Below are 12,835 nucleotides of genomic sequence, written 5' to 3' on the forward strand. Positions count from 1 at the left end.
AGCTTATTCATTTATGCACTATTTAGGTGCAAATTAATCTATCTGAAGAATGGCCGCTCCGAGGCGAACAGCAGGCGGCGGTTGAATTGGCGCCAGGCTGGCGGCGTTTTGGGGCCGAGTAGCACCATGCCGGCGCCGTAGGCGTAGGCCCGCACTTCCATCGGCACCCGGCCCAGCAGGATGGTCTCGCTGGCCAGCGGATCCTGGCCGCGCTTGAGCGCCGACAGAAAGGCCATCATCGGCGCGTGATAGCGGTCGTAGGCTTTGGCGCTGATTTCCATGTACGGCTTGGGATCGGCGCCGTGCTTGAGCGCCAGCGCTATGCTGAGCGGCACCGTGGCGCCGTCCATGCCCTGCTCCGGCGGCAGCGCCAGCGCGCGTTTCACCATGTCGGCGCTGGCGCCATCCGATGCCGCCGCCAGCCGCAGCACCTGCGCCTGCTGCCAGTCATTGCCCATGGAACTGGCCAGCGCCTGCGCCAGCTCGCCGGCCTGCAGCTTGGCGTAGGCACGTTCCGGCGCGTCCGGCTTGCCTTCGCCGCGCTCGTACATCAGCAGCCGCTCCAGCTCCGGCGATTTGTTTGCCAGGCGGATGACGTTCTCGCCGTCGGCCGCCAGCCGGTGCAGGCGCGCCAGTTCCAGGCTGGCGGCCGGCGCCAGCGGCGGCAGCTGCACGCGCACCACTTTCAGCTCCTGGATCGCCTGTTGCGGATTCAGTCCCTGCATGTAGATATAGGCGGCGGAATACGCCAGCCACGGATTGTAGGGCCAGCGTTTGTGCGCAGCCAGCATTTGCTGGTCGGCGGCGATGCTGTCTTTCTGGCAGCGCAGTGCGATGTATTTCAGGTCGGCGCTTTCCGGTTTGCTGGCCGACATGGCGTCATATTTGGCGCAGAAGGCCGGCGTGCGGTCAGGCTGCGCTTCCTGTTCGGCGCGCAGCAGGTTGACGTCTTCCGGAGTGCGCTTCAGGCGTTCGGCCAGGATGTCGGCATGGCCGTTGCGGACGGCCAGCATCAGCCAATCGTCCGTGTGCTCCTGCATGGTGTCGTCCCAGCGCGCATGCAGCGTGATCAGGCGATCGCGCTCCTTGTCCTGCTCCAGTATCGACAACTGCTGCGACGGACTGTATTTCGCCAGCCCTTCCAGCACGGTGCGCGTGCCGCCGCCGGATTTGGTCGAGATGCTCTCCGGCGGTTTGGCGAACAAAACATCGGCATGGCTTTGCAGCCAGCGCGGCGCGTTCAGGCGGCGTTCGGGTACGGCTTGCGCCGAACCATAGGTGTTGGTCCACTCCACCAGCGGCGCGGCTGCGGCCACGTTGTAGACGCCATTGGCGCCGGTGTCCAGCGCGTCGCTGTCGAAGGCTTCAACCAGCTCGCCCTCCATGGTGCGCGTCTCGATGTGCAGGCTGCGCTGCGACACCACGTCTTGCTGGTGATGGTCGAGCGGCGCAATGCGCAGCCGCTCACCGTCGATGGTGATGTCCAGCTGGTGCGCGAGGCCGTTGTACACGATCAGCGTGGCCTTGCTGCTCACCGAGCCAACGCCCAGCACCACCGCCACGATGCCACCCGCTGCGGCCAGCCGCGCGAAGCCAGGCAACCAGCCGTCGGCACGCTGGAAGCGCGCCCACCAACTCAGCTTGGTGCGGCGTTGACGCTCGCCGCCCGGCGGCAGCAAGGCGTAGGACGATGGCGCGCGCGAAGGCTCCGGCGCAGGCTGCACCGGCTTGCGCATGCGGGCGTGCTTGGCGATCAGCGCTTCGGTGATCAGTAGCTGCTCCAGCGCGGCGCTACGCAAGGCCGACAAGCTATTGGCGTAGTGCTGCACCCAGCTGTCCACCGCGCCGAGCCACTCGTTGACCGTCTCGCGCGAGCACAGTGGCAAGCCGAATTCACCCAGCATGAAGACCCAGCCCTGGTCTACGCCCAGGCGCTTTTTCAGCTTGGCGTCGATCACCAGCGTCGGGCTATCTTTGTAGATCTTCTCCATCAGCGCGTGCACATAGTTGGCGTCGATGACCACATCGGCGACCTGGCTGTCGGTGGACTTGCCGGTGGCCGTGGCGACGGCGATGGTGTTGCGCATCAGCCCTTGCAAGTCGAGCAGGTCGGCCTCGCTGTGCTCTGCGTAGTGGATCAGCGCCAGCAAACCATCCAGATATTCTGCCCAGCCGCCGCCCATTTGCGCAGCTGCGCTCCGGTGCCAGCTACGGCATTGCAGGTCATGCGCGTGCAGCTGCGCATGAACTTCCTCCAGTTCTGCTTTCACTTTCTCCAGCGCCGCAGGCAACTGCGGCAGCGTGTATTCTTCGCCACGCAAGCGCACCACGCCATCACGCGCCGTCATCACGCCAGCGATCAGCGCCTGCAATTGCCCGGCTTCCCCCTCCAGCGCGCGGCGGCGCTGCACCAGTTCCTTCAGCGACTCCGGATACATCCGCGCCAGCACCTCCAGCGGCGCGCTGCGCGACGGCTCGCGCAATTGTTCAACTTTATCGACGTGGCGTGCCAGTGCGCGGCCGAAATACACACCGCAATAGCGCTGCTTGTAATGCTCGCGGCGAAATACCTTGCCCAGCTTGTGCAGCGAATCCTCCAGCGGCGCTGGCTCATGTTCTTCGCCCGTCAGCAGGTGGCGGGTCATGTCTTCGCGCAGCTTGAGCGGCTGGTCGAACAAGGACCACGCGCTGGCGGGATCGATCTCCGCCTGCACGTAAATGCGTTTGGCATTGGCTTCACGTTCGTGGTTCAGCGGGTGCGTTTGCCACATGCGTGGCGGCTGCGCCAGCTCCGCCTTGAAGACGCGGTGCTCCGACGGATTTTCCTGCGGCAGCGAAGGTACCTGGCCGTAGCTGGCGTCATCCAGGATGTCAGCCATGCGCTGCAACACCAGCGACTGCAGCGCAAACACGTCGCGCGGCGGACGGCCTGCGGCCTTCTCGCTGAAAGCAAATTGCGCCGCGCGGTCCCACGCATCGTCAGCCGATTGCAGGCGGTGCAGCGCGTGTATCAGCGCGTCGCTGCCGGTGAGCGACACCGCCACCAGGTCGGCCTGCATTTCCATCTCGCGCGACAGGGCGCGCTGCATGATGACCACCACGCGGAACGCCGACTCCACCAGCGAACGTATTGACCAGACGATCAACTGCAGCACCATCACGCCGGCACGCACGCGCAGGTCGATGCGCGCCAGGCCGTTGAGGAAGCCGTCGATCTTGTCGCGGCGCGACACCAGGTCACCGGTGATTTGCTGCGCCACATAGACCCAGCGCCCCACCGCCATCGAGCGTTGCGCAAAGTGGCCGAATTCGTGCGCCAGCACGGCGCGCAGTTCGCCGCGATTCAGCACGTTCACCAGCGCCAGCCCGATCTCCAGGTTTTTCTTCGACGGCACGATCAGGTTAAACAGCGACAGGTCGTAGAACACGGCGGCATTCACCCGCTCCGATAAAAACACCTTGTGCGGACGCGGCGCACCGGCGGCATCTGCCAGCTCGTTCAGGAATTCAAACAGGCGCGGTTGCTCCTCGCGCTTCAGTTCCACCAGTCCGTCCACATTGGCGTTGCGGACTGCGAATATCCCCTTCAGCATGACGAAGGCGAAGAACAACGCGCAAGCGGCGATCAGGTAGCCCCAGCCCACGTTCCGGCCGTCCGGGTCGGCCTGGAACACCAGCCGGTACGCGGTCAGCAGGAACCATCCCGCCAGGGCAAAATACAGCAGCACAAACGCCAGCAGCCCGGCAACCGCCAGCCGCGCGCTGTTCTTGTACGACGCCGACGGCTGGGCCAATTTGGCCAGTAATTCGGCGGATGGATTGTGATTGGCGGTGCCCACTGATGCAACTCCCGGTAATTATTAGAAAAACAAATAATACCTTAGTGCAACACGTTTGTTTCGTTTTTGATAAATAAAAAAGGCGCCCCCGGTGTGAACCGAAGGCGCCTTGCAAAAGGGCTTTGAAGCTTAGGCGGCGTGCGGAGCGGTCGCTTCGACTGGCTTGCCGAACGCCGCCAGCAGCGTGGCTTCCTTCTGCTTAGCCGCTTTCAAGTGGCGTTCCTTCACGTGGCCGTAGCCGCGGATGTCTTCAGGGATGCTGGCGATAGCCACCGCTTGCGACAGGTTATCCGCCGTTAGCTTAGGCAGCAGGCCGGTCACGGTCTGGCGGTACTCGCCGATCAGGGCGCGCTCCATCTTGCGTTCTTCCGTGTAGCCGAAGACATCCAGCGCCGTGCCGCGCAGGCCTTTGAACTTGGCCAGCATGCCGAAGGCTTTCAGCATCCATGGACCGTATTCCTTCTTGATCAAATGGCCTTGCGCGTCATGCTTGGCCATCAGCGGCGGCGCGAGGTGGAATTTCAGCTTGATGTCGCCGTCGAACATGCCGGCGATTTTCTGCTGGAACGCGCCGTCGCTGTACAGGCGTGCGACTTCGTATTCGTCCTTGTAGGCCATCAGCTTGTAGTAGTAGCGCGCGACGGCTTCGGTCAGGCGGGTGCTCTTACCCAGCTTGCCCTCTTCCGCGCGGATCTGTTCAACAAACGATTTATACTGTTTAGCATAATTCGCGTCCTGATACGCGGTCAGCAGCTCCACGCGCTTGGCGATCAGGTCATCCAGCGTCTGGATGCGTTTGAACTCGATTACCTTAGCCGGCGTGGTCAACTTGGTCACGGAGCCCAAGTCATGCGCCGCAGTACGGCCCCAGTTGAAGGCAGCCTTGTTGAAGGCCACCGACACGCCGTTCAGCTCAATCGCCTTGATCAGCGAGGCTTCCGTCAGCGGCACGTGGCCTTTCTGGAAGGCGTAGCCCAGCATGAACATATTGGTGGCGATGGAGTCACCCATCAGCGCGGTGGCGATCTGGCCAGCGTCGACGAAGTCCACGTTGTCGTTGCCGCAGGCGCGGATGATTTCACTGCGCGAGCCGGCGTCCGGGAACTGCCAGTCAGGGTTCTTCACAAACGCCGCGGTCGAAGAGCCGGTCGAGTTGATCATCGCATGCGTGCGGCCTTCGCCCATGCGCGACAAGGCGTCGCGCGAGGCGGTGACGATCAAATCGCAGCCGACCACCAGATCGGCACTACCGGTGCCGACGCGGGTCGAATGCAAATCGGCCTGCTTGTCCGCCAGGCGCACGTGCGACATCACCGGGCCGCCCTTCTGCGCCAGGCCGCTCATATCCAGCACGATGGCGCCTTTGTTCTCGACGTGGGCCGCCATTGCCAGGATCTGGCCGACGGTTACCACGCCGGTGCCGCCGATGCCGGTGATCAGGATGCCGTACGGCTGCGCAGTCGAAGGCAGCACAGGTGTCGGCAGCACTGCTTGCGGGCCATCGCCGACAGTAGCTTTCTTCGGTTTCTTCAACGCGCCGCCTTCCACCGTCACAAAGCTCGGGCAGAAACCGGTGGTGCAGGAGAAGTCCTTGTTGCACGAGGATTGGTTGATCTGACGCTTGCGGCCCAAATCAGTTTCCAACGGCTCCACCGAAAGGCAATTGGACTGCACCGAGCAGTCGCCGCAACCTTCGCACACGGCTTCGTTGATCACAGCGCGTTTGGCTGGATCAGGGTATTCGTTACGTTTCCGGCGGCGGCGTTTTTCGGAGGCACAGGTCTGGTCGTAGATCATGGCCGACACGCCCGGCTTGTCGCGCAGTTCGCGCTGCACGTCCATCAATTCGCTGCGATGGCGCACGGTGACGCCCGGCGCCCAGTTGTAATCCGATGGATATTTCTCCGGTTCGTCGGTGACCACAATAATCGGCGTCACGCCTTCCGCCGCGATCTGGCGCGAGATCATGCCTGGATCGAGCGGACCATCGAACTGCTGGCCGCCGGTCATCGCCACTGCGTCGTTGAACAGAATCTTGTAGGTGATATTGACCTTGGCCGCCACGGCGGCGCGGATCGCCAGTATCCCCGAGTGGAAGTAAGTGCCGTCGCCAAGATTGGTGAACACGTGCTTCTCGTTGGTGAACGGCGCCTGGCCTACCCACGTCACGCCTTCCGCGCCCATGTGGGTGAAGGTCGAGGTCTCGCGGTCCATCCACAGCACCATGTAGTGGCAGCCGATGCCGGCCAGTGCGCGCGAACCTTCCGGTACTTTGGTCGACGAATTGTGCGGGCAGCCGGAGCAGAAGAACGGCGTGCGGTCGGTCTGCGGATTGCCTTTGGTCGGCAGCGTTTTCAGCGCCGCTTCTTTCGCTTCCAGATACGCCACACGTTCCTGCACGCGCTTGGCGACAGGATGGCCGGCGCAGTAGTGCGCAATGCGCGATGCGATGGCGCGCGCGATCTGCGCTGGATTCAGTTCGTAGGTTGCCGGCAGCAGCCAGTCACCGTGACCGGTCTTGCCCTTGTTGCTCCACTCGCCGGTGTCGTCGAACTTGCCGACCACGCGTGGACGTTCGCCGTCCGGCAGGTTGTACAGCTCTTCCTTCAGCGCGTATTCGAGAATCTGGCGCTTCTCTTCCACCACCAGGATCTCATCGAGACCCTTAGCAAATTCGTGCACGCCGTCCGCTTCCAGCGGCCAGGTCATGCCGATCTTGTACAGGCGGATGCCGATATCGGCAGCGGCTTGCTCGTCGATGCCCAGGTCGGCCAGCGCCTGGCGCGTGTCCAGATACGATTTACCGGCGGTGATGATGCCGATCTTCGGCTTCGGCGAATCCCAAATAATTTTGTTCAGCTTATTCGCGCGGCAGTAGGCCAGCGCGGCGTACCACTTGTAGCTGTTCATGCGGACTTCCATGTCCAGCACCGTGTCCGGCCAGCGGATATTCAGACCGCCTTCCGGCAGCTCAAAGTCGGTTGGCAGTTCGATCTGCACGCGGTCTGGATCGAAGTCCACCACCGCGCCCGATTCGATGATATCGGTCACGCACTTCATCGACACCCACAGGCCGGTGTAGCGGCTCATGGCCCATGCGTGCAGACCATAATCGATGTATTCCTGCACCGAGGATGGATACAGCACCGGAATGCCGCAGGCGTTCAGGATGTGGTCTGACTGGTGCGCGGTGGACGAGGACTTGGCCGCGTGGTCGTCGCCGGCCAGTACCAGTACGCCGCCGTTCTTCGCAGAGCCGGCGTTGTTGGCGTGTTTGAACACGTCGCCGCAGCGGTCAACGCCGGGGCCTTTGCCGTACCACATGGAGAATACGCCGTCGTATTTGGCGTCCTGGAACAAGTTCGTTTGCTGCGTGCCCCAGACGGCGGTCGCCGCGAGGTCTTCGTTCATCCCTGGATGGAATTTGACGTGGTGTTGGTCGAGGTACTTCTTGGCCTTCATGGCCGTCATGTCAACGCTGGTGACCGGCGAACCGCGATAGCCAGTGATATAGCCTGCGGTGTTGAGGCCTGCTTTGAGGTCGCGTTCACGCTGCATCATCGGCAGGCGGATCAGCGCCTGGGTGCCGGTCATAAAAGCGCGGCCGCGTTCCAGCGTCCATTTGTCGTCGAGCGTGATGTCATTCGGCTCAGTGGTCAACTGCGTAGCCGGATCTAGCTGCGTACCCTTGTGAGGTGCATTCATGTTGTCTCCAATATTCTGTCCGGTGCTTGGTCTAAGTGCTTTGCTACCAGTAGCGCACAGTATAGACCTGCGGCGTCGGCAGAAAATTGCAAACAATTCGCGTGCGTGCGCAATTTGAGCAATAATATTGCCCTCAACACCGAATTCCCGAGGTATTTATGACCAAAATCGCATTGGATAAAACCGATCGCAAGATTCTGTCCATCTTGCAGGCCGACGGCCGGCTGTCGAACCAAGACGTGGCCGAGCAGGTCGCCCTGTCGCCGTCACCCTGCCTGCGCCGCATCAAGCGGCTGGAAGAAGCGGGCGTGATCCGCCAATACGTGGCGCTGCTGGACCCGGACAAAATCGGCCTTGGCCTGCTGGCCTATGTGAACGTGCGGCTGGAAAAGCACAGCGAAGCGGCGGCGCATAGCAACGCGCGCGCGCTGGGCGCAGCCAACGCCCCGCCGTCGCCACGCGCCGATTTCGCGGAGTCGGTGGCGCAGTGGCCCGAAGTAGTAGCCTGCTACGCCATGACCGGAGAGATGGACTACCTGCTGCGCGTGCACGTGGAAGACATGGACCACTTCTCGCGCTTCATGATGGCGACGCTGCTGCGCCATCCGGCAGTGCTGGACGTGAAATCCTCGTTCGCCCTGCAGCGCGTCAAGGACACCACAGCCCTGCCGCTGGTGTGATTTGAAAGTGTAACTACTTGCGGCCGAACAGGCGGCCCAGCCATTTGCTGGCGATGCGCTTGTTGGCTTTGTAGGTGTAGTCCAGCACCGCGAACTGTTCGTCCAGCGCTTCTTGCAGCACGCTGGCCGGATTGGCCGGCGGCAGCTTGAGGTAGGCATCGGCCTCGCCGTAGTCGCGGTGGATTTCCATGCCGGCTTTTTTCGCGATGTGCATCATGGTCTTGTTGGACGACAGGCAGTGCATATACAGCGTGTCTACGTCGTTGTTGCGGCAGTGGATGGCGGCGCGCTCGAACAGTTTGGAGCCGACACCCAGGCCGCGCGCCGATTTGCTGACTGAGACGCCGAATTCCGCTACCCGCTCCTTTTCAGTGGCGCTTTTTTTTTCATCGCGCGGCGCAAACGCCAGGTGGCCTACCGCCACCAGCTTGAACAAGCGGTTGTACACGCCGAACACCATATCGCGCGAGAAGGTGATGCCGTTGACGTAGTTGGTGACCTGCTCGTCCGGCAGCACGGAGCCGAAGCGCAGCAAACGGTCGCTGTCTTCAAGATCGAGGAAGTGCTTGAGCATGCGGCGACGGTCGCGCTCACGCAGCTCCTTCACCAGCACGATCCTGCTCATTCCGCGTCCTCTTCTTCCTTCAACACGTCTTTGACGGCGCGCACGCGCGCGGCATGCACGCGCTCCGGGATGCGTTGCGGATTGTCGGCGCAGGCCTGCGCGATTTCGCCGGCGTTGACGCCGCGTGCTGCGGCCAGTGCCGCTTCCAGATGCGCCAGTTGCGGGAACGGCGTGTCGGCATAGCTGGCACTCGGACCGATGCGGCCTTTGGAATCGCATTCGGTCGCCAGCAGCATTTGCGAGAAACGCGCTGGTTTGCGGAAAGCGTCGCAGCGCTCGAACAGCTTCACGATGGTGTTGGCGCGCAGCTGCAAGGCGCGGCCTACATTGCCATGTTCGCGCGTGGTCATTATGGCGAGGTCGCGGCATTCGGTCGGCACCCTGAGGCGCTTGCTCACCTGTTCCACCAGCTTGACGCCAAGGTCTTCGTGGCCGTGATGTGCGGGCCAGTTTTCCGGCGGCGTGGCGGCTTTGCCCAGGTCGTGCATCAGGCAGGCGAAGCGCGTCGGCAGGTCGCGATCCAGTTGCGCAGCGCAGTCGATCACTTGCAGCACGTGGATGCCGGTGTCGATTTCGGGATGCCATTTCTCCGGCTGCGGCACGCCCCACAGCGCTTCCAGCTCCGGCAGGATGCGCGCCAGTGCGCCGCAATCGCGCAGCACTTCCAGCATGCGCGACGGCTTCTGTTCCATCAGTCCGCGCGACAGCTCCTGCCACACGCGCTCCGGCACCAGTGCATCGACTTCGCCCTGCTCCACCATCTGCTTCATCAACACATTGGTTTCGGGCGCGACGCGGAAATCAGCGAAACGCGCGGCAAAGCGGGCCAGGCGCAGGATGCGTACCGGGTCTTCCGCGAAGGCATCCGAGACGTGGCGGAAGATGCGCTGCTCAAGATCGCGCCGGCCGCCGTATGGGTCGGTCAGCGTGCCGTCTTCGGCGCGGGCGATGGCGTTGATGGTCAGGTCGCGGCGGATCAAATCCTCTTCCAGCGTTACGTCGGCCGAGGTGTGGAACACAAAGCCTTTGTAGCCGGGCGCGGTTTTGCGTTCGGTGCGGGCCAGCGCATATTCTTCCTGCGTTTTCGGATGCAGAAACACAGGGAAGTCCTTGCCCACCGGACGGAAACCCTTGGCGATCATGTCGTCCGGCGTGGCGCCGACTACCACGTGATCGTGATCCTTGACCGGCAATCCAAGCAGCGCATCACGCACCGCGCCGCCAACTACGTATGTTTGCATGATGCTAGTCCGGCATTTCTGCGTCGTGCTTGGGCGCCATTTCGGTTTCGTCCAGCGCTTCCTCGATCCAGCGCGCCACAGCAGGATGGGCCAGCACGCGCTGACAGTAGGCGTCCAGCGCCGGCGCCAGCGCCACGCCGTAGGTGCGGAAGCGGCACACTACCGGTGCGTAGTAAGCGTCGGCAATCGAGAACTCGCCGAACAAGAACTGGTGATGGCCGAAGCGCGACAGGCATTCTTCCCAGATTTCACTGATGCGGCCAATGTCGGCCTGCGTGCCCGGCGTACGGCCTTTGCCCGGATAGCTGCCGCGGATATTCATCGACATCGAGCTACGCAGGTCGCTGAAGCCAGCATGCATCTCGGCGCATACCGAACGCGCAATCGCGCGCGCCGCCACGTCCTGCGGCCACAGATGCAGTTCGGGGAACTGCTCGGCGAGGTATTCGCAAATCGCCAGGCTGTCCCAGATGGTCATCTCTTCACCGGCCAGCAGCACCGGCACGCGGCCCGAGGCCGAGTAGCTGCAAATGCGGTTGGCAGTATCGTCCTGGTCGAGCAGCACGCGCACTTCCTGGAACGGAATGCCGAAAGCGACCATCGCCACCCATGGACGCATCGACCACGACGAATAGTTCTTGTTGCCGATGACGAGCGTCAGGCCCGGCTCGCGCGCGGCGGCCAGCGTTTGCGACAGGCTAGGATCAAGTTGGGTAGTTTGCATGATGCGTACGTCCTGTATGGTTGGTATCAGCGCGGAATGAAGCTGCTTTCCTGCTCTTCCTGTTCGGTATAGCCCTTGGGCGCGACACTGCCCAAACGTGCTTTCAGCGATTGCGGCCGCCCTTCAAACAACGCCGCATAGTAAGCGGTATTCGACATCACGTTCTTGACGTAGGTGCGCGTCTCGACGTACGGAATCGATTCTATAAAGACGGTGCTGTCCATCGGCTTGGTCAGCGTCGAGCGCCAGGTGCGCAGGCGTCCCGGCCCGGCGTTGTAGGCTGCCGTGGCCAGCACCTGCGAGCCGTCCATATTCCCCAATACCATGTTCAGGTAGTTAGTACCGAGCAGGATGTTGGTGCGAACGTCGCTCAACATGTCTTGCGCGAAGTCGGTCAAACCAATTTTTTTGGCGATCCAGCGGCCGGTGGACGGCATCACCTGCATCAGGCCTGATGCGCCGGCGTGCGATTGCGCGTCCATGATGAAGCGCGACTCTTGCCGTATCAGGCCATACACCCAGGCCTTGTCGAGGCCCAGCGTTTGCGTGGCCGGATGCATCACGTCATTATGCGGCGATGGGAAGCGCTGCGTGTAATCGACCTGGATGCGGGTACGCTCCGAGGTGTTGACCATGCGGTCGAGGATATTGTTCTGGCGCGCGAATTCGGCAGCGGCCAAATGTTCGCGTTCGCTCAGGCCACGCAAGCCCCAGTTCCATTCGCGCGTGCCTTCAAAGCGCAGGCGCATGCTGAAGAATTTCAGCGCGCGCTGGAAGTTCGGGTTGTTCGCCATCGGCGCGATTTCCGATTGACCGAGCGGCATGCCCGGCGGCGGGATGGTAATCAGCTTGCCAGTTTCTTCCAGCGCCAGCTGGCCGTAGTAGTTCGACTGATCGGAGATACTGCGGAACAGCTGCAGCGCTTCGCCAGTCGGCTGGCTGGTAACGCCGTCGCGCGCCATCAGCGAGCGGCCCAGCCAATAAGTCCACGTCGGTTCGCTGCGCAGCGATTGCGGCATGGCGCGGATGGTGCTCTCCACCAGTTTCCAGTCGCCGTTACGCAGCGCGATGCGCGCCTTCCACTGCGCCTGGTCGATCGACAGCGGCGCGCCGCTGGAGCGCTTCCAATAGTCGGTGGTTTCCGGCGCCAGCGTGTACGACGATTGCAGCGCAATCGCAGCCCAGGCCTGCTGCTGCTCTTGCGCCGTCATTTTCGGCGTGGCTTTGTTCAGCGCCAGCGTGGCCAGATTGATGCTGGTCTTGGCCAGCCGGCCCAACGCGACGATGTAGATCTGGTGTTCGACTTTGCTAGCGCCCATACCTTTGGCTACCGCCACGGTGGGCAAATCAACCGCTTGCACGGCTTTCTTTTCCGGACCGTCCAGCAGCGTGACAATGCGGCGTGCCTGGCCGGTGGCGTTGTACTCGCCGGACAAGCGCAGTTGCGCGTACAGGTCTTCGATATTGAACTGGTTGTTCTGGTACAGCGTGGCGATCAGGTTGGCGCATGGCTCGCCGTAGCCGTTCGGTGCGGTCAGCAAGGCGCGCGCTTCGTCGGCGACTTTCTGGCCTTTCAGCGCGCGTGAAGTCAGCGCGTAGCATTTGACTTGCGTGTCATCGTTGAGGACAAACTGCGGCAGCTGCTCATCGAATGTGGCCCAGTCGCGTTTGCGGCCGAGGTCCAGCAGCCAGTCGTTGCGCAGGCGGTCGACTATGGCCTGACCTTCGTAGCGTTTGAAGAAGTCGCGGATTTCCAGCGGCGAGACATCCTTCAGGTGCGATTTCAGCCGATAATAATCAACGTAGGACGGGATGGAATAGTTGGGCAGGCGCGCGGCGTAGAAATCCGCTTTGGACGCATCGTCCTGGCGTACAGCGTCGCGCAGCAGCAGGAAGGAGTCATCGTCCCTGCGGCTATCGGCATCATCGGCGTGGGCAAACGAGGTTAAGGCAACGACGAAGGCGCCGGCTATCCATTTCGAAGCAGAAATCAATGTGCAACTCTCTTAAGACTTGAATCA

The 12,835-nt window shown here is 62.3% G+C and carries 7 protein-coding genes; 1 reads left to right on the top strand and 6 read right to left on the bottom strand.

Annotated elements, in window-relative coordinates:
- Positions 1 to 38: 38 nt before the first annotated feature.
- The gene (locus GTP46_RS01940; protein WP_161004924.1) at positions 39 to 3,839 is read right to left on the bottom strand and encodes a M48 family metalloprotease; all 3,801 of its coding nucleotides are present in this window, start codon (positions 3,837 to 3,839) and stop codon (positions 39 to 41) included.
- 129 nt (positions 3,840 to 3,968) lie between these two features.
- Positions 3,969 to 7,544, bottom strand: coding sequence for an indolepyruvate ferredoxin oxidoreductase family protein (locus GTP46_RS01945; protein WP_161004925.1), 3,576 nt, complete (start codon positions 7,542 to 7,544; stop codon positions 3,969 to 3,971).
- A gap of 158 nt (positions 7,545 to 7,702) precedes the next feature.
- Here GTP46_RS01945 and GTP46_RS01950 point away from each other — a divergent pair, with 158 nt between their 5' ends.
- Positions 7,703 to 8,224, top strand: coding sequence for an Lrp/AsnC family transcriptional regulator (locus tag GTP46_RS01950; RefSeq protein ID WP_161004926.1), 522 nt, complete (start codon positions 7,703 to 7,705; stop codon positions 8,222 to 8,224).
- Between the two features lie 13 nt (positions 8,225 to 8,237).
- On the opposite strand, the gene GTP46_RS01955 is transcribed toward GTP46_RS01950, so the two are convergent.
- Genes GTP46_RS01955 through GTP46_RS01970 form a run of 4 tightly spaced genes read right to left on the bottom strand, consistent with a single transcriptional unit; the run spans position 8,238 to position 12,808 of the window.
- Positions 8,238 to 8,849: a GNAT family N-acetyltransferase gene (locus GTP46_RS01955; protein WP_161004927.1), complete on the bottom strand. Its 612-nt coding sequence runs from the start codon at positions 8,847 to 8,849 to the stop codon at positions 8,238 to 8,240.
- Positions 8,846 to 10,090: a multifunctional CCA addition/repair protein gene (locus GTP46_RS01960; protein ID WP_161004928.1), complete on the bottom strand. Its 1,245-nt coding sequence runs from the start codon at positions 10,088 to 10,090 to the stop codon at positions 8,846 to 8,848. Before GTP46_RS01960 ends, GTP46_RS01955 begins: the two co-directional genes overlap by 4 nt.
- Before the next feature lie 4 nt (positions 10,091 to 10,094).
- Positions 10,095 to 10,814 carry a glutathione S-transferase family protein gene (locus GTP46_RS01965; RefSeq protein WP_161004929.1) on the bottom strand — a complete coding sequence of 240 codons (720 nt, stop codon included), beginning with the start codon at positions 10,812 to 10,814 and terminating at the stop codon, positions 10,095 to 10,097.
- A 26-nt stretch (positions 10,815 to 10,840) separates the two neighbouring features.
- Entirely contained in the window at positions 10,841 to 12,808 is a 1,968-nt protein-coding gene (locus GTP46_RS01970) for a lytic transglycosylase domain-containing protein (RefSeq protein ID WP_161004930.1), read from the bottom strand.
- Positions 12,809 to 12,835: the final 27 nt, after the last annotated feature.

This window comes from Duganella flavida (assembly GCF_009857445.1).
Classification (GTDB): Bacteria; Pseudomonadota; Gammaproteobacteria; order Burkholderiales; family Burkholderiaceae_D; genus Rugamonas; species Rugamonas flavida.